The sequence below is a fragment of the Anaerotruncus sp. G3(2012) genome, from assembly GCF_000403395.2.
In the GTDB taxonomy this organism is placed as follows: domain Bacteria; phylum Bacillota; class Clostridia; order Oscillospirales; family Ruminococcaceae; genus Anaerotruncus.
Genome location: NZ_KE159675.1, coordinates 22934 through 40383, shown reverse-complemented (window position 1 = coordinate 40383; position 17450 = coordinate 22934). Strand labels below are relative to the sequence as shown.

At 54.4% G+C, this 17450-nt stretch carries 15 protein-coding genes and 4 pseudogenes; 8 read left to right on the top strand and 11 right to left on the bottom strand.

Annotation, left to right across the window (positions count from 1 at the left end; genetic code table 11):
• Positions 1-206 precede the first annotated feature (206 nt).
• The 11 genes and pseudogenes from C814_RS15590 to C814_RS15540 all read right to left on the bottom strand — a co-directional run.
• Positions 207-851: pseudogene (locus tag C814_RS15590) on the bottom strand (DNA cytosine methyltransferase); the annotation flags it as partial.
• Positions 844-1167 (bottom strand): hypothetical protein, encoded by a 324-nt coding sequence (locus tag C814_RS15585; protein ID WP_016316329.1) that lies wholly within the window; start codon positions 1165-1167, stop codon positions 844-846. The pseudogene C814_RS15590 and the gene C814_RS15585, both read right to left, overlap by 8 nt.
• A gap of 20 nt (positions 1168-1187) precedes the next feature.
• Positions 1188-2105, bottom strand: a pseudogene (locus C814_RS15580) (VirB4-like conjugal transfer ATPase, CD1110 family); the annotation flags it as partial.
• Positions 2106-2184: 79 nt separating this feature from the next.
• Complete coding sequence (ltrA, locus tag C814_RS15575; protein WP_016316327.1) at positions 2185-3864, bottom strand: group II intron reverse transcriptase/maturase; 1680 nt, start codon at positions 3862-3864, stop codon at positions 2185-2187.
• Positions 3865-4413: 549 nt separating this feature from the next.
• Positions 4414-4938: pseudogene (locus C814_RS15570) on the bottom strand (VirB4-like conjugal transfer ATPase); the annotation flags it as partial.
• A 122-nt stretch (positions 4939-5060) separates the two neighbouring features.
• Positions 5061-6854: a reverse transcriptase domain-containing protein gene (locus tag C814_RS15565; protein ID WP_016316325.1), complete on the bottom strand. Its 1794-nt coding sequence runs from the start codon at positions 6852-6854 to the stop codon at positions 5061-5063.
• A gap of 667 nt (positions 6855-7521) precedes the next feature.
• Complete coding sequence (locus C814_RS15560; RefSeq protein ID WP_016316323.1) at positions 7522-8496, bottom strand: hypothetical protein; 975 nt, start codon at positions 8494-8496, stop codon at positions 7522-7524.
• Positions 8462-8848, bottom strand: coding sequence for a PrgI family protein (locus C814_RS15555; protein ID WP_016316322.1), 387 nt, complete (start codon positions 8846-8848; stop codon positions 8462-8464). The genes C814_RS15560 and C814_RS15555 overlap by 35 nt, the downstream gene beginning before the upstream one ends.
• A 15-nt stretch (positions 8849-8863) precedes the next feature.
• Positions 8864-9718: a VirB6/TrbL-like conjugal transfer protein, CD1112 family gene (locus tag C814_RS15550; RefSeq protein ID WP_031219771.1), complete on the bottom strand. Its 855-nt coding sequence runs from the start codon at positions 9716-9718 to the stop codon at positions 8864-8866.
• Between the two features lie 79 nt (positions 9719-9797).
• Positions 9798-10019, bottom strand: coding sequence for a Maff2 family mobile element protein (locus C814_RS15545; protein ID WP_016316320.1), 222 nt, complete (start codon positions 10017-10019; stop codon positions 9798-9800).
• 2 nt (positions 10020-10021) lie between these two features.
• Positions 10022-10582, bottom strand: a pseudogene (locus tag C814_RS15540) (type IV secretory system conjugative DNA transfer family protein); the annotation flags it as partial.
• 275 nt (positions 10583-10857) lie between these two features.
• Between C814_RS15540 and C814_RS24590 the strand changes: the two are divergent.
• From C814_RS24590 to C814_RS15505, 8 genes are all read left to right on the top strand, one after another.
• A complete protein-coding gene (locus tag C814_RS24590) occupies positions 10858-11112 on the top strand; it encodes a hypothetical protein (RefSeq protein ID WP_016316318.1) in 255 nt (84 codons plus the stop codon).
• Positions 11109-11267: a hypothetical protein gene (locus C814_RS24585; RefSeq protein WP_016316317.1), complete on the top strand. Its 159-nt coding sequence runs from the start codon at positions 11109-11111 to the stop codon at positions 11265-11267. The genes C814_RS24590 and C814_RS24585 overlap by 4 nt, the downstream gene beginning before the upstream one ends.
• Positions 11268-11302: 35 nt before the next feature.
• On the top strand, positions 11303-13153 hold the full coding sequence (locus C814_RS15530; RefSeq protein ID WP_155846415.1) for a C40 family peptidase: 1851 nt from the start codon (positions 11303-11305) through the stop codon (positions 13151-13153).
• Between the two features lie 15 nt (positions 13154-13168).
• Positions 13169-13909, top strand: a complete 741-nt coding sequence (locus C814_RS15525; protein ID WP_031219769.1) for an adenine nucleotide alpha hydrolase family protein — start codon at positions 13169-13171, stop codon at positions 13907-13909.
• On the top strand, positions 13896-14177 hold the full coding sequence (locus C814_RS15520) for a DUF4315 family protein (RefSeq protein ID WP_016316314.1): 282 nt from the start codon (positions 13896-13898) through the stop codon (positions 14175-14177). Before C814_RS15525 ends, C814_RS15520 begins: the two co-directional genes overlap by 14 nt.
• On the top strand, positions 14167-14898 hold the full coding sequence (locus C814_RS15515; RefSeq protein WP_016316313.1) for a DUF4366 domain-containing protein: 732 nt from the start codon (positions 14167-14169) through the stop codon (positions 14896-14898). Before C814_RS15520 ends, C814_RS15515 begins: the two co-directional genes overlap by 11 nt.
• Positions 14895-16964 carry a DNA topoisomerase 3 gene (locus tag C814_RS15510; RefSeq protein ID WP_016316312.1) on the top strand — a complete coding sequence of 690 codons (2070 nt, stop codon included), beginning with the start codon at positions 14895-14897 and terminating at the stop codon, positions 16962-16964. The genes C814_RS15515 and C814_RS15510 overlap by 4 nt, the downstream gene beginning before the upstream one ends.
• A gap of 97 nt (positions 16965-17061) precedes the next feature.
• Positions 17062-17385 (top strand): DUF3795 domain-containing protein, encoded by a 324-nt coding sequence (locus C814_RS15505; protein WP_369750566.1) that lies wholly within the window; start codon positions 17062-17064, stop codon positions 17383-17385.
• Positions 17386-17450: the final 65 nt, after the last annotated feature.

Here is a 17450-nt window from a genome sequence, read left to right as displayed (position 1 = left end):
CCGCACCGCTTTCAGCCAGGCGTGGATCGTCCCTTTCGGGATGCCCAGCTCCTTCGCCGCTTTGTCTCCGCCGATCTCTCTGGCCAGCTTTACGGCCTGTACCTTGTACTCTTTATCGTAGCTTCGAGCCATTGCCTTTCCTCCTTCTTCTTCTCTTTTTTCTACTCCCTTGAGGAAAAGGTGTCAACTTTTTTTATACCATATCATAGAATACCGCCGCCGACAGGCTGAGGCTCCAGATCGACCCATCCTTGTTCCGCTTGCGGAATATCCCATTGTCCGACAGGAACACATCCAGGTTGGCAGCGTCCCGCCCCGTAGATTTGTCGGAGGCAAGGGGTGTGGGAAACATCAGCCGCGACGATAAAAGTTCGCTGGCGCTCATGCCATGCGCCGACGCCGCAAGCCGGAAATACGAATGGGAGAACAGCGTATCCCGCTTTTGCCAGGTCAAAAATCGTTTTGTCGAGCCCCATATTGATGAAGCCAGCAACATTTTCCCCAAGCACCCAACGGGGCCGCAGTTCGGCAATAACGCGGCACATTTCCGGCCACAGGTAGCGTTCATCCGCAAAGCCACGCCGCTTTCCTGCGGTGGAGAAGGGCTGGCATGGGAATCCGCCGGAGAGGATGGTGACGGTTTCAAGTCCTGTTTTCTCAAAAAACGCCTCCTTCGTGAATGTGGTGATGTCCCGGAATTTCGGTACATCCGGCCAATGCTTTTCCAGGATGGAATAGGGATAGTCCGCCCACTCGCATTGACAGACCGTTTCAAAGCCCGCCGCCTCCGCTGCCAGATCCAGTCCGCCGATGCCGGAAAACAGGCTGACATGGGTGAGGCGGTCAGGCATGGGGCTGATCCTCGTCGTCCTCGCAGTCCACATAGAAGGCGTCCAGCTCGCACAGCTCCAGGGCCTTCAGCCGGGCAAGGTCGGCCTTGTCGCCGAACACCAGGTAGCGGCCGGGGATGCTCCAGCGGTCAAACATCTGGTCGGCGATGTCCCCGTAGTGTTGGGCGGTGTCGATCAGATTCTCCATGTCCCGGCGATCCTTGATCTTTCCGGCAAGAAAGGCCAACTGGTGCAGCAGCCCATAGAGGTGGACTTCCTCGTCGATGTGCGCCTCGTAGGTCTTTTCCTCGATGACATACAGCTTTTCCTGTTCCATATCCTTATCCCATCCTTTCCTCAATGTTCCACCTCGCTGGGCTTGGTGGTAAGCAGTTTATAGAGCTCGGTATCCTTTGGGAAGTCATCCGCAAAAGGCAAAATGACATTGTTGAAGAACAGCAGCCCGTGGCCCGGCTCGGAGTTGGTCACATAGGCAAGCTGTTCGGACGAAATGTTCAGCCGCTCCGCAAGTATCTTCCGGTCGCCCGCCGCCTGGTTGAGCATATAGATGAAATCGCTGTTCTCTAGGATGTTTTCAATTTCCGGGGAAGAAAGCAGGTCTTTGGGGTTCTGGGTCGCCCCGGTGGGGATGCCGCCCCACTTTCTGAACCGTTTCCAAATCTCGGCGCTGTATGCCGCGGTCTGTTCTTCCTTCAGCAGAAGGTGGAACTCGTCCACAAAATACCAGGTAGACCGGCCAATGGCCCGGTTGATGGTGACGGTGTTCCACACCGCGTCCTGGACAATGAGCATCCCCGGCTTTTTCAGGTTCTTGCCCAGGCCCTTGATGTCAAAGCAGACTAGGCGGTTGGAGATGTCCACGGTGGTGCGGTGGTTGAAGAAGTTCAGCGATCCGTTCACATAGAGGTCCAGCGTCTGGGCCACCCGGTCGGCCTCCGGGATATGCTGGGACAGCAGGGCGTTCATCAGGTCGCCCAAAATCGGCATATTCTCCGGCCGGGGGTCGGCAAAGTAGGGCTGATAGATCATCTGCACCGCCCGGTCAATGACCGTTTTCTCAATGGCCTCCAGGCCGGTCTTGCTGCCCATGATGAGCTCACAGAAGGAAAGCACGAAGTCGGATTTCAGCGCCAGCGGGTTTTCTTCCTCGGAGTAGTTGAGATTGATGTCCAGGGGATTCACATAGTCGGTGCTGGACGGGGACAGCCGGATCACTTGGCCGCCCAATCGCTTCACCAGGGGCGAATAGTCGGCTAAGTCGGGGCGATTACTCGCCCTTTCTCGCCTAAGAACCGTACGTGAGCGTTTCCACTCATACGGCTCAAGCATTTCATCACTCTTTCGAGCGGCTCTCAAGATAGATTCGTTGGCAGTCGGCGTGAACATACGCCATATTTGCCACTTCTTCTTTTCCGCCACAGGACTTCGGCACTTTGAAGAAAATCTCCCTCTCGTCCAAAATATCCAGTGGCATTCCACAGTGATAGCAACAGCCGCCTTGATTCTTCCAGATTAGCTTGAAGCGTCCTGTCAGTTTCTTCATTCCCTGATTGAACTTGCGTTGTTTGAAATATTCCGTATCAAGGAATGGGTTGGCTGCTTCCCTTACTTTTGTGTGTCGGACAATCGGCGTATGGTCTACCCGTATCAGCTCTTTTGTATCCGTAGAGAATACCCAGTTTTGGTTTCCCCTGCGATGCCAATACTTCGTAGAAATCCACCATTGCCCTTTCTTCGGATGTCGTCTTTTCGCCCATCTCCACAGCAGTTCGTAGAGAATATAATCTAAATGTGCAAATGCTTCATTCGCACATACAGATTGGTGGTAATTCGTCCATCCTCGGATTTGTTGGTTTAGCTTCATAATCAGCACATCCTGATTCCATGCTTTTCCACGTTTCAGTATTGTGTCAGATAAGTTCCTCACGATTGTCTGTACGGATTTCTTTGACGGCTTCACAATCAGCTTTCCTTTGAATTTTCGGAATGTCCAGCCTAACATATCGAATCCGTCGTTGATGTGGGTGACTACCGTTTTCTCATCAGATAATTCCAAACCTCTTGTTTTCAGGAAGTCCTTTATCAGTTCCTTTGCTTCTAAGGCGATTTCTTCCGTTGCCGCTGTGACGACAAAATCGTCAGCGTAACGCACCAGATTGACCTTATGGGCGTTCTTGAACCGTAAGTCCACCTTCCCAAGCCTGTTGGTGTGGAATCTGTCTGATAATACTTTCTGCATACCGTCCAGTGCCATATTTGCAAGAATCGGCGATATAACGCCGCCCTGCGGAGTGCCGTCCTCTGTCGGGAACAGTTCTCCCTTGAAGATAAATCCTGCTTTGAGGAATTGTTTCAGAACTGATTTGTCCATAGGGATATTCTCGACCAGCCATTCATGGCTGATGTTATCAAAACAGCCTTTAATGTCGCCCTCTAATACCCATTCGGGCGATACTTTACGTGACAGTGCCGTAAAGATATATTCGCAAGCGTCCTGACAGCACCGTCCTTTCCTGAAACCAAATGATTTCGTGTCGGCGGTTGTTTCTGCCACTGGCTCTAATCCTAAAGCATATAACGCCTGCATTGCCCTGTCATACATAGTTGGAATCCCCAACGGACGTTTCTTTTTCTTATCTTTCTTCTCGATATAGACACGTCTTAACGGTTTTGCTTTGTAGTTTTTGTCTGTCAATGATAGGACAGCCCTCATCTTCATTGCAGGCGTTGACCAGATTTCTCCGTCTACTCCTGCGGTTTTCTTGCCTTTGTTTGTGGTCACTCGCCTTACGGCAAGTGCTTTTGCATGAAATGAATGTGTCAACAAGTATTGAAGCCGCTTCACTGTGTTCCATTTCTTTTCCTGAGTTGCCTTGACAATCCTGACTTGCAGCCTATTAACTTCCTGCTCTGCTTTCTTCCAGTCAATGGTTTTCCATTGCGTGGCAAGCAGCTTGCTGTCCGATAATCTCTCGGAAACTATTGTTCCCGTCGTTGAATTATTACCGTTCATAGGTTTACCCCCATTCTTTGTCATGAAATACCGTGGGATAAGTCTGCACCCTTTCAGGTCAGGGCAAATCTTGAACCCCTATACTCCGCCATTACAGCAGAGCCGTTCGCTTTTTATCCCATTCCTTTACCCTCTGCGTCATTTCTTCCCCTTGCGGGGTCGATACCTTAAATAAGGAACACATAGGGCTTACCAAGTTCCGCATAATAAATAATTGTGAATGCCTTAGACGCCATCTTTGAGCCGGGAGGAATCACGTCCATTTGTTACGGCGTCGCGAAAGTCACCGCAACCACCTCCGCACCTTTTGGTGTAAGTGTATCAGCCTTATTTCACTTATTCCCTGTAACGACTCTTACAATGGTTCACATTACATTCGTCATAGCACTCTTATCCTAACAGTACGCCCGACTTAGGCTGTCAGGTTTCCCATATTGTCCCACAAGCTTCCCACCTGAACGTTACCATTCACGCAGATTGTGGTAGGATTACCCCAAATGGATAGGGTAGCTGACGGCCAGCAATTTATTATGCGACTTCTTGTCGCACCTCGTCCTCCGGGTCGCAGATGATGACATTATCCTGGGTCATCAGCATTATAAAGGTGATCTCCCGCTTGGCGGCGAAGCTCTTGCCGCTGCCGGGCGTGCCCAGGAACAGGCCGTTGGGGTTTTTCAGACGCTTGCGGTCCGCCATAATGACGTTATTGGAAAGGGCGTTCATGCCGTAGTAGAGGGCCGCCCCGTCCATCCGCAGCTCCTTTGTCATAAAGGGAATGAAAATCGCCGTGGAGCTGGTGGTCATGCCCCGCTGTATCTCAATGGCGTTCTCCCCCAGCACCAGGGAGGACGTGAAGCCCTGCTCTTGCTGCCAGTCCAGCCGCTTCAAGGCGCAGTTGTATTTCTGGGCAATGCCGGAAATGGTGAACACGTCGTTCTCCAGCTTTTGCCGGGTGGGGGCGATATTCACCACAGTGAACGTCAGGAGGAACATTCTTTCATTCCTGGACTGGAGGTCGGCCAGGAGGGCCGCCGCGTCCTTGGAGTAGGTAATGAGGTCCGGGGGCAGAATTTCGTAGAGTAGGAAAGAGCCGCCTTACCGCATTACTGCGGCAGGTTTGCCCAGACCCCTCCCAGAACCGGACTTACACCTCTCGATGTATCCGGCTCGCCATCATTGTTTCAAACTATGGAAATTCAAGGGTGATGGATTTTATAATGACAGTCTTTGCATACGGCTAATGTTTTCCGCCTTTTGGCTATCATTACAATTTCCCATTGCTGTTTTCCTTTGAGGTTCTTCACTTTGTTTACATGGTGCATAGCAAGAGGAGTATTCGTTTTCCCGCATAACTCGCAGATTCCCGCAGACAATCTCTTTTCGAGGGTAGTCCTGGTTCCTGCGTGTCTGATTGCGCACTCAACAATCACATCGTTGAAACGATCACTGTCTTTACAGTCCATATACTTTGCGAAAGTCCGGTATTTCTGTTGTCCCTTGGCGGTGTTATACGGGATGCCCCAGTCACCGCTGCCGGTGCGGAACTGTTCCCTGATTTTTCTGCTGGTGCTTTTGTGTTTGCCCGCAAGGGTTTTCAGACAGCTATACTCCATAAGATAAGCGAAATAGTTCAGACTTGTGAAGTTGCTGGCAATGCTGTAGTAATTGCAAATACCTCTGAGTTCGGAGTTGTACGTATCTATGATTTCTAAATTCGTACATCTGTAAAGATACTTTCTTGCTATGTACTCGATTTTACCGTCATGCGTTTGCTTAATGATTGCTTTGTCGAATAGGAACGGCATGATTTTATCCGCGAACGGTACATTCAGTTCCACAGTATAATTCAATGTGCGCTTTAAGCATCTGTCGGTGGGCTTTACTTTACCGTCCCGTCTTACTCGAACATCGTAACCCAGAAATCTTGCGTATTGGTTGCTGTGCGTTATCAGTGTTTTTTCTTCGGACAATTCCATTTTGAGATGTTCACTGATAAAGTCCGAAAACTGCCGTTTTATGTGTTCACAGTCCGATTTATCACCCTTAACTCCAATGATGAAGTCATCTGCATAGCGGATATATTTCATCACTTTGTCCGTTTTGGAGGAGCAGGGGACTTTGCGCAACTCGGATTTTAAGGATTTCACTCTTTTCAGGAGTTCGACTTTTTTCTGCCCCGTCGCCGTTTTCAGCAATTTTTGCGCATAGTCCTTTTTGCACTGGATTTTGGCATATTCGGGAGTGCGAACTCTATCTCTCGGCTTGTAAAACGCCCTTGCAACCTTTTCTGCAAACTTGTCAAGCTCATTCAGGTATATATTGGAGAGCAGCGGCGATATGATGCCGCCTTGGGGACAGCCGGAGTATGTAGTATGATACTTCCACTCCTCCATATATCCCGCTTTAAGAAACTTCCAAATGAGCTTTATCAGCCGCGCGTCCTTGATTTTGGAGCTGATAACACCAACGAGTACCTGGTGGTCGATATTGTCAAAGCACCCCTTAATGTCGCCTTCTATGAACCACGATACGCCCGTAAATTCCTTCTTCAGAGCCTTCAGGGCCGTGTGGCAATCTCTGTGAGGACGAAAACCATATGAAAAATCTGAAAATGTCGGCTCATAGACTGCTTCCAATATCATTCTCAACACTTCCTGAACGAGCTTATCCGTAAAGGATGGAAGTCCGAGAGGACGTTTTTTTGTACTGCTGCGCTTCTTCGGAATATATTCGCGGCGCACAGGCTTCGGCATATAGGTTTCATCAGCCAAAGATTGTATGATTCTGTTGATTTTTTCTTCGCTGAACCCATCCGCTGTGTCGTCGTCCACGCCTTTTGTTGCCGCTCCTTTATTCCTGTAAAGTTTGTTGTACGCAAGATAGTACAGGTCGGGTCTTAGCATATAACGGTATAGTCTTGTGAAGATTTCCTCATTGTTTTTCCTTGAATTTCGCATAATTCTATCTAAAATCGCTGTCGTTGGTTGCATTGAGGTATTCCTCCCTAATCGCACTTTTGATTTTAGAGCCAATGACTGTTCTCCTTTTCCTGTTCTCCCGCATACTTGGTCGCCCTTTCAGCGGTAATCGAACCAGCAGCACACGAAGTCTGCCTGTGTGTTGAACCATTACAGCAACACCTTGGATACTATGAGAACTCCGTTGCCTTATTGGATATTCAGCGTCATCTCCCTTACCCTCGCGGGCTTGGAATTTATCACCTTACGGCATTTCGCATAGTCTTTTCAGACGTTCCAACTTAGGCAATCCCCAGTTAGTGTAATAAGTAGGCAAATGCGGATTGTCGGATATGCTTTCGTTTCGTTAAACCAGTTCTCTGGCTTATCTTATGAATTTGTTGATAACCCATTACACGACATGGATATGTAATGTTATTCATGCCGGAGGTTGATACTGTCACTATTCGACAGGTACATACACATTCCTCCGCCCGGGCTAAACGGGAACTTGAAACTCGCTTTATACATTCTGTAGGTTTATCCTCATATCCGCTTAACGTTGCAGTTCAGTCGTGCCCTTGTGTATAGGACAACTTACCGCTTCCCTGCCATGCTGTGGTCCCGTGTCAGCTTTCGCCTTTCGGTCAGGCAGGCCGTTTCCCGCGCTATCTTACGGGGTTGTGCCTTAGTCAACTCCTTATTTCACCCTATCTGGGCGCAACATATCGTAGCCGCTGCGCACCGCCCGCTTCTGCTCCTGTATCTTCATGGCGTCCAGGTCGGTGATCTTCCGCTTGACCATTTTGATGGCCTCGTTCTGGTTGATGCCCCGGATGTGCATGGTCACCATGATATTTCCGTCCGCCTCCATGAAGTCGGTGAGGATACGGTCATGCATCTCCGGCGCCAGAATTTGCAGGAAGGACACCGCCCCGTACCGCTTTCCGATGCGGAAGGTGCGGGTCTCCCCGAAGTGGAAGGAGGACGGAGAGATGAAGTCCTTCACCGAAAGGCCGCTGGCCGGGAGCCAGTCCCATTCAAAGGCGAACTGCCCTCCCTCCGGGTGGAGGATGTTGTAAAGTAGCTCCAGCCGTTCCTTTCCGTCCAGCACATGAGCCGCCGCCCCCATGACCTTGAAGCGGTTGAGGGTGTCGGTCTCAATGCGGGCAAACCGGGCCCTCGCTGCGGGAAGGTTCTCCGCCTCGATGGTCAGGGTCACATACTTGGTTTTCACATAGCCGTTGTTGCCCCGCTTGTACTGCATCCGCAGGATGTCCACCGCCTCGTCCCGGATGGGGTCCAGGTCGTTGCCCTGCCGGGTGATGCCGAACATTTCATCGGCGGCGCTGCCTCCGCTGCGGCTGTCCAAAGTGACCTGGACGCCGATGGAGGGATCGTAGCCGTTATAGAAATCGCAGAGGCTTTCAAAGATGCTCCGCTGGTCCTCCGGCCCCGCCAGGCGGTAATTCACATCCTCAAAGGCAATGGTTTTGGAGAAGGTTCCGCCCTCCAGCCTGCACAGGCCGTCGGGAAACATATTTTGAAACGGGATGCTGTCCTGCACGGTGTGGGCTTTTCCGTCGCCCTTTGCCTGCCGGATTACCACCTCGATCTGCTTGCGCTCGGCACGGGTGAGCTTACGCTTTGCCGGTCTTTCTGCCTTTTCTCGCAATCCGCTTCACCTCCTGTTCCAGTTGGGATTGCCGCACCAGGGCGGAATAGAGATTGTTGGTCCGGTAGATGCGCACCTTCGGCCGGATGAATTTGTTCTGGATCAAATGGCCCAGGAACACTTCCAGCGGCTGTCCGCTCTTCTCGTACATGGCGAACAGGAAAAAGGGCAGCATCACCAGAATCATGCACAGCGCCGCCGTGGTGGTCCCCAGGCTCGCCTTTGCCAAAAAGAAAAGCGGCACGCCTATCAGCGCCGCCGCTCCGAAACAGATCACTTGTCGTTTGGTCAGCCCGAACAGGACCTTGCTCTGTATCCGGCTCAGGTCCTTCGGGATCGTTACATAAGCCAATGTTTCACACCTCCTTTAGTGGGCACCGAACAGAGATTTTGCAAGGCTGCCGGTCTTGAACAGGGTGTAGCACAGCAGGACCGTATAGCCCATACAGCCCCAGATGGCCGCGGATATGTTGTCGCCGAATGTGGAGATGCCCTCCACCAGCACAGCATAGATGCCTACGCAGATCATAATGAGGAAGGCCTGGAAACCCAAGGCCAGCAAAGAGCGAAGATAGTTCTGCCCTGTGGAGCCCCATTCCCGGTTGACCATCGTGGCAAAGGGAATCGGTCCAATGGAGGTCACCAGATACACCTCTATCATTCTGCCGTAGATCACCAGGAAGATGCAGATGGAAAGAATCTGCGTACACAGCCCCACAAACACGCTCTGGAACCACAACCCCAGCAGGGCGCCCACGCTCCAGTCGGCAAGCTGGGTCTCCAGATCGCCCACTACGCCGGAGATGTCGATACCCGCGTCCGAGATGATGACCCCCGCCGACTGGCTGACCACATTCTGCGCCACATCGAACACCGCCATGACGATGTTCCAGGTGTTGGTGACGATCAGCACCGCACAGAAGGTCTTGAAAATCCACTTGAAGAAAATCCATGTGTCGAAGTCGTGGAGGTTGTTCTTCTCGATGATGAGCTGGATCAGCTCGTAGCACATGACGAAGGTGAGGATGATACCTGCGATGGGGACGATCACCGTCTCCGATAGATTGCGGATCATGTTGAAGATGCTGCTGTTCCAGGCGGCGGGCGTCATGCCGACCTCCCCGGCGATCTCGCCCACCTTTGTGTTCAGGGTATCAAACATCCCGGTCAGGTTTGAAATGATACCGTCAATGAGCAGTTCCTTGAACCACTCCTGGATCATATCCAATATCAAGGGAGATCACCTCCTTTGCGGGGGCTCCCGCTATGAAGCGAAAGCCCCCGCCGGGTTTGGAGAAACATCAGGTGGTGGACAGCAGACCGGACAGCAGGGGGATCAGGGTGATGCCGATGAGGGCAACACCGCCGCCCGCCATAAGCTGCTTGATGCCCTGGCTCTTGGAGGCAGGGTTGTCCTGGCCGTAACCTTCCAGAAGGTTGATGCCACCCCATACGCACAGGCCGCCGCCCAGAGCGATGACCAGAGTCTGCAAAACGTCGATAGCGCTAGTAAAAAAGCTCATATTCACATTTCCTTTCGTTCAGTTGAATTGTTGGGTTGAAGATCGGTGGCTTTCAATTCGTACAGATCGAAAGGCTCATCCGGCTTTACGATGGCCGGTCTGCGTTTCATGTACCGTTCAATGTCAAAGGTGTTTTTCTTGTCGGCGTCGGCAAGGTACTTGTAGCGGGGATGCTTCGTTATATCAAACTTGTCGCTGAAAAACGGCCGCACCCCTCGAAGCTGCAAGATGCATTTGCCTCCGTCCATCACCGCGATCTCGTCCTGTGTCATCAGCTCCTTTCCTAATTTCTGATAGTTGAGGCCGTGGGAAACCTGGCTGCCCCGGTTCTCGGATTGATTGAAGCTGTCGATGGTCTCCTTGCCCAGCAGCTCCGAGATTTCTTTCAGGGTGGATTTCTCCTTGCCTCCCAAAAACAAGGTGGTGTCGCAGTTGCCCACAATGGTATCTGCGGCATCCTTGTAGATGGTCTTTAACTGACTTTGGGACTGCAAAATAATAGAAGCCGAGATTTCCCGGCTCCGGATGGTGGCAATCAGCTTGTCAAAGTTGGGTATCTGCCCGAATAGCGATAGGTAAGACCTGAGCGGCGCGTCAGCGCCGCTTTCCGTCTTTTCCCCCGCTTCACACCGTGCGTGCGGCTTTCACCGCACACGGCGTTCCATCGACTTTGAAAGAATTGTAAATAGATACAGTTTTCAGTGAGCGATTGCGTTTAGATTGAGAATAAGCCTGCTATTTTGCGCAAAGTGTTTAACTTCGCACGCTGTCTTGTGTTTAACCGCAATGTTTGAACAAGGCGTGCAATTACCTCGCTATCAGTGGCATGGATTAAAATATGGACGGTCTCTGTAACCAGCACCACTACCTGACCCCGGCGGCGTCGGAGGGCTACCGTTCCACCCTGAAACCGGCGGCCTTCCGGGACAAATTTCCGTCCTCCAACCTGTCGACCCAGGTGATCCGGCAGGAGCAGCCCCGTTCCGAGAAAGCGGCGCTGAACCCGGATTGGGTGGAGTGGCTCATGGGATTCCCCCCGAAATGGACGGACGCATCCTATGGCGTGCCGAGCCCGAAGGAGTCCCCCGCATGACCGAGGACACCGACAACCGGGCGCTGCGGCTGAAAACCCTGGGGAACGCGGTCTGCCCGCCCCAGGCCTATCCCATTTTCCAGTACATCGCCATGATCGAAACCGGGGCCTGTGTCAATATCTGCCCCTATGGAACAGGAGGTGACACACCTTGAAAGAATGGAAAGCCCCCGAAAAGGAGGCACAGAAGATGACCCGTGGCGGGGCGGTATCCGTCAATCTGGTCACGGGCGAAACCACCCATCCCTCTGACCGGACACCGGAGCAGGACCATTCCGCCTCCGGCGACACAGGGGGCGCCGCGGGGAAAGTGGTGGACCGTGCGGAGCTGCACCGGGAACAGGCAGCAGCCAAAAAGAAGCGCCGCAAACAGCGCAGGGCCTATCGGGAGGGCGAGGCGGCGGCAAGCCGCCCATCCTCCCGATTGCAGTTTTCCGAGGCAGACCGGGCGGTGCCGGAACTGCAAGGGGCCATTCGCAAGTCGGATAAGGCGGCGGACCGACTGGACGCGGTCAGGGACGCGATTCCCAATAAGAGTCCGGGAAAGCCCCACGCCAATCCGCTGTCCCGCCCCATTCAGGAGGCGGGCGCAGCCATCCACGGCAAGGTCCGGGAGGTGGAGCAGGAAAATTCCGGCGTCCAGTCGGGCCACCTGGGAGAACGCAGCTTTGAGAAGGCTGTGGGCTACGGAAACCGCCGTATCCAGAACTGGCGGGCGGAACGCAAGCTGAAACCCTGGCGAGACGCGGCAAAGGCGGAGCAGGCGGCGGTCAAGGCCAATGCGGATTTCTACTATCGGAAAGCCGTGGCGGAGAACCCCCAGCTTGCATCCAATCCCATCTCCCGCCTGTGGCAGAAACGGAAACTGCAAAAGCAATATGCGGCGGCATACCGGGCGGCGGGCAAGACCGCCCAAGCCGGGAAAACAGCGGAGGCCACGGCAAAGGCGGCCAAGAAAACCGCCCAGGAGTCCAAGCGCACCGCCCTTTTCCTGAAACGCCATTGGAAGGGCGCGCTGATCGTGGGCGGCATCGGCCTTCTGCTGGTGATGCTGCTGGGCTCCCTGCAATCCTGTTCCTCCATGTTCGGCGGCGGGGTGTCCAACATCATGGCGTCCTCCTATCTGTCCGCGGATGCCGACATGCTGGCGGCGGAAGAAGCCTACTGTGCCAAAGAGGATGAATTGCGAGAGTACCTGGACACCTACGAGGCCACCCACAACTATGACGAGTATCACTTCGATCTGGACGAAATCGAGCATGACCCCTATGTGCTGATCTCCATTCTGTCGGCACTCCATGAAGGGGTGTTCACCATTGGCCAGGTACACGGCGACCTTCAAACCCTCTTTGACAAGCAATACATCCTCACCGAAACCGTGACCACGGAGACCCGCTATCGGACAGAGACACGGACGGACAGCGAGGGCAACCCCTATCCGGTTCGGGTGCCCTATACCTGGACCATCTGCACCGTCACGCTGGAAAACTTCGACCTCTCCCATGTGCCGGTCTACATGATGGGCGAGGAACAGCTTTCCTTGTACGCCACTTATATGTCCACCCTGGGCAACCGCCCTGATCTGTTCCCATCCTCCGGGTATGTGAACAAGTACATCGAGAACCCGCCCACCGCCTGGGAGATTCCCGCTGAATACCTGACGGACGAGCGGTTCAATACCCTTATCACCGAGGCGGAAAAGTATTTGGGCTATCCCTATGTGTGGGGCGGCAGCAGCCCCAGCACTTCTTTCGATTGCAGCGGCTTCGTCAGCTATGTGTTGACCAACAGCGGCCTGTGCAACACCGGGCGGTTGGGCGCCCAGGGTCTCTACAACATTTCCACCCCGGTATCCGATCCCCAGCCCGGCGATCTGGTGTTCTTCGTGGGCACCTACGACACAACCGGCGTATCTCATGTAGGCATCTATGTGGGCGACGGGATGATGCTGCATTGCGGCGACCCCATCCAGTATTCCAATCTGAACACGAGCTACTGGCAGTCCCATTTCTACGCATACGGCAGACCACCGTACAACTGATAGAGGTGATGAAGCATCAATATGGTTTCCTATGGGGGCGGCGCCAACAGCACCGCCCTTTTGATCGGGCTGCACCAGCACCGTATCCCGGTGGACCTGATCCTCTTTGCGGATACGGGGGCAAAGCATCCCCACACCTACACCTATCTGGAGGTGATGGACCGCTGGCTGAAGGACCACGGGATGCCTCCCATTACCAGAGTGTATAAGACCACCCGTGACGGAAAACGGCTGACGCTGGAGGATGAATGTCTGCAAAGTTGCAGCCTCCCGTCCATCGCCTACGGCTTCAAGCGGTGTTCCCTGAAACACAAAATCGGGCCGCAGGAAAAGTTCTGCAACCATTACCCAACCTGTCAAAAGGTGTGGGCGGCGGGCAAACGGGTGGTCAAGTTCATCGGCTACGACGCAGGCGAGGGCTACCGCAGCGACAAGGTGCTGCTGGGAGACCTGGCCGACCGAAAATACAGCAAGTGGTATCCCCTGATGGAATGGGGATGGACGCGGGACGATTGCATCCGGCAGATCGAGGCGGCAGGGCTGCCCCAGCCGGGAAAATCGTCCTGTTTTTTCTGCCCCAGCATGAAACCCGACGAGATCACCGCCCTACGGGAGCAGCATCCCGATTTGTTCCGCCGCGCCCTGGCGCTGGAGGACAACGCCCGGCAAAACCTGAAAACGGTCAAGGGCCTGGGGCGGAACTATTCCTGGAGAGATCGATTTGGAAAGGAGTTTTGCACACATGGCAACGGTTGAGAAAATCCGCAAGGACATCGAAAAGGCGAAGGAAAAAATCTCCGCCCAGCAGAAGCGCCTTCGGGAACTGGAGGCGCAGCTCACCGAGGAAGAAAACCTGGAGATCGTCCGCATGGTCAAGGCGGTGCGCATGGACAACAAGGAGCTGACCGCCTTCCTGAAGGCCTACGCCAGCGGCCTTATCACCCTGCCCGATGGGATGATGGAGGCAGAGGCGGCGGCGGAACCTGATGATGAGGATACGGAGGACAGTGACCATGAAGAATAAGAAAGTGATTCGGCTGTTTACGGCGATGCTGGCGGTTGTATTGTGCATGACCGCCTTCTCCGTCACCGCCTTTGCGGGCGGCGGGGATGGCGACTATTACACCGGGGAGCCCACCGAGACGACCCCGGAACCCACCGAGGAACCTGCCACTGGAGGCATGGAACCGGAGGGCCAGCCCCTTACCCCGGAGGGCAACGCCACGCTGGTGGACGATTATTACGGTGACAAGCAGCTTATCACCGTGACCACGAAAGCGGGCAACTATTTTTACATCTTGATCGACCGGGCAAACGAGGACAAGGAGACCGCCGTTCACTTCTTGAACCAGGTGGACGAAGCTGACCTGATGGCGCTGATGGAAGATGGGCAGATAGAGGAAAAGCCCGCTGCTTGTATCTGCGCCGAGAAATGCCAGGCCGGTACGGTGAATACCGCCTGTCCGGTCTGTGCGGTGAATATGAGCGAGTGCGCCGGAAAAGCGCCGGAGGTGGAGCCGGAGCCTGAACCGGAGCCGGAGAAGGAGTCCGGCAGCGGCGGTGCCCTGGTCCTGATCCTGCTGCTGGTGGCCCTGGGCGGCGGCGGAGCCTTCGCCTACATCAAGTTCATCAAGCCCAAACAGGGCGCAAAGGTCAGCGCCGACCCGGACGACTATGAGTTCGAGGACGAGGAATACGAAAACGAGGACGTTCCTGAACAGAAAGAACAGGAGGACCAGAATTGAGCAAATTGGTGATCTGTGAAAAACCGAGTGTAGCAAAGAGTATCGCATCGGCCCTGGGTGTCACATCCAGGGCCGATGGCTATTTTGAGGGCGGCGACTGGTTAATTTCCTGGTGTATCGGTCATCTGGTGGGGCTGGCAGACGCGGCCGCCTACGATGACCGATACAAGAAGTGGCGGTATGAGGACCTTCCCATCCTGCCCGACCCCTTCCGCTATGTGGTGTCCGAGGAAAAGGCTGCCCAGTTCCACATCCTCCGTTCCCTGATGGAACGCACTGATGTGACGGAGCTGGTCAACGCCTGCGATGCAGGGCGTGAAGGTGAATTGATCTTTCGGCTGGTCTATGAGGCCGCCGGATGTTCCAAGCCCTTCTCCCGCCTCTGGATTTCTTCGATGGAGGACGCGGCGATCCGGGAGGGCTTTGCCGATCTGCGCCCCGGCGCCAACTATGATCCCCTGTATCAGTCGGCACTCTGCCGCCAAAAGGCGGACTGGCTTGTTGGTATCAATGCGAGCCGCCTGTTCTCCGTCCTCTACCACCGCACCCTGAATGTGGGGCGGGTGCAGACGCCCACCCTGGCGATGCTGGCCGACCGGGACAGCAAGATCGTCCTGTTCCGCAAGGAGAAATATCATCATGTGCGGCTGGCGCTGGAGGGAGCCGAGGCGGTCAGCGACCGCATTGTTTCCCCGGAGGACGCCCAGACCATCCGGGATGCCTGTGATGGGCAGCAAGCCGTGTGTGTATCCCTGGTGTGGGAGAAAAAGACGGAGAAACCGCCCAAGCTGTACGACCTGACCACCTTGCAGCGGGAGGCAAACCGGGTGTTCGGCTACACGGCCAAGCAAACCCTGGACTACGCCCAGTCGCTCTATGAAAAGAAGCTGCTGACCTATCCCCGCACGGACAGCCGGTATCTGACGAGCGACATGGCGGAGACCGCCTCCGTGGTTCTGCATCTGGCGGCACAGGTACCGCCCTTCGACGCCTGCCCGGAGTTTTTCCCTGATGTTCTGGCGCTGGTGAACGACAAGGAGGTATCCGACCACCACGCCCTGATTCCCACCCTGGAGCTGGAAAAGGCGGATGTGCCTGCGCTGCCTGTGGGCGAGCGCAATATTCTTCTGCTGGTCTGCTGCAAGCTGCTGTGTGCGGCAGCGGAGCCTTTTGTGTATGAGACGGTCACGGCCACCTTTGATTGCGGCGGCCACACTTTCACGGCAAAAGGAAAGCAGGTGCTTTCCCAGGGCTGGCAAGCCATCCAGGAGGTGTTCCGTTCCTCCCTGAAGGAGAAGTCAGAGGATGAAGATACCGAGGGTGTCCTTCCCGCCTTGACCGGGGGGCAGGTCTTTGAGCCGGTCTCCGCCTCCGTCACCGAGCACTTCACTTCGCCCCCCAAGCCCTACACCGAGGACACCCTTCTGTCGGCTATGGAGAACGCGGGCAAGGAAGATATGCCGGACGAGGCAGAGCGCAAGGGCCTGGGCACCCCGGCGACCAGGGCGGCCATCATTGAAAAACTGGTGTCCGGCGGATTCGTGGAGCGCAAGGGCAAAAACCTGATCCCTACAAAGGCGGGTGTCAACCTGGTCACGGTGCTGCCGGAACTGTTGACCTCTCCCAAGCTCACAGCGGATTGGGAGCAGCAGTTGAACGAGGTGGCAAAGGGCCAGGCATCGCCGGAGGACTTCATGGACGGGATCGAGGCGATGGCGGCGGAGCTGGTGCGGAAATACTCCCACATTTCCGAGGATGGGCAAAAGCTGTTCCAGCCGGAGAAGGAGACGGTGGGCCTCTGCCCCCGCTGCGGCAAGCCGGTCTACGAGGGCAAGAAGAACTTCGCCTGTTCGGACCGTGCCTGCCAGTTTGTCATGTGGAAGAATGACCACTTTTTCGAGCAGCGTGGAAAGGTCTTTACCGTCAAGATCGCCGCCGCATTGCTCAAAAACGGAAAGGCAAAGGTCAAGGGGCTGCGCTCCCTGCGTACCGGGAAAACCTATGACGGGACAATCGTTCTGGCCGATACCGGCGGGAAGTATGTGAATTACCGCATCGAGAAATAAGTGTCGTGTTGTGCTTCCTTCGCGGCTCTATCCAAGAGTAATGGATTGCTGTATAATAAGGCTAACATCTTCCAGGAGGTGAATCGCCGTGAGGGATATGATCGCATACTGTGGGCTGGACTGTGAGAAGTGCGACGCTTATCTTGCAACAATCAATGACGATCAGGCATTGCGTGAGAAAACCGCAAAACTGTGGTCTGAATTAAATCATGCGCCCATACTGCCGGAGCATATCAACTGTCAAGGTTGCCGCGTGGATGGGATAAAAACGGTGTATTGTGAAAGCCTTTGCGGTATTCGCCAATGCGCCTTGCAAAAAGGCGTGACGACCTGCGGCGACTGTCCTGAATTGGAAAGTTGCCAGACGGTCGGCGCAATTCTTGCCAACAATCCCGCTGCGCTGGACAACCTGAAGGGATAGACTACATACCACAACAAAATAGCAGCCGCCGGTGGTGGCAACAAGCAGGAAACCTTTCCGGGTTT

Bases quoted from the DNA above. Each gene is read 5' to 3' on its own strand.
- C814_RS24585 (WP_016316317.1), top strand. From the start codon at position 11,109: ATGACCGAGGACACCGACAACCGGGCGCTGCGGCTGAAAACCCTGGGG.
- C814_RS15520 (WP_016316314.1), top strand. From the start codon at position 13,896: ATGGCAACGGTTGAGAAAATCCGCAAGGACATCGAAAAGGCGAAGGAA.
- C814_RS24590 (WP_016316318.1), top strand. From the start codon at position 10,858: ATGGACGGTCTCTGTAACCAGCACCACTACCTGACCCCGGCGGCGTCG.
- C814_RS15530 (WP_155846415.1), top strand. From the start codon at position 11,303: ATGACCCGTGGCGGGGCGGTATCCGTCAATCTGGTCACGGGCGAAACC.
- ltrA (WP_016316327.1), bottom strand. From the start codon at position 3,864: ATGAACGGTAATAATTCAACGACGGGAACAATAGTTTCCGAGAGATTA.
- C814_RS15515 (WP_016316313.1), top strand. From the start codon at position 14,167: ATGAAGAATAAGAAAGTGATTCGGCTGTTTACGGCGATGCTGGCGGTT.
- C814_RS15550 (WP_031219771.1), bottom strand. From the start codon at position 9,718: ATGATCCAGGAGTGGTTCAAGGAACTGCTCATTGACGGTATCATTTCA.
- C814_RS15505 (WP_369750566.1), top strand. From the start codon at position 17,062: ATGATCGCATACTGTGGGCTGGACTGTGAGAAGTGCGACGCTTATCTT.
- C814_RS15545 (WP_016316320.1), bottom strand. From the start codon at position 10,019: ATGAGCTTTTTTACTAGCGCTATCGACGTTTTGCAGACTCTGGTCATC.
- C814_RS15565 (WP_016316325.1), bottom strand. From the start codon at position 6,854: ATGCAACCAACGACAGCGATTTTAGATAGAATTATGCGAAATTCAAGG.
- C814_RS15585 (WP_016316329.1), bottom strand. From the start codon at position 1,167: ATGGAACAGGAAAAGCTGTATGTCATCGAGGAAAAGACCTACGAGGCG.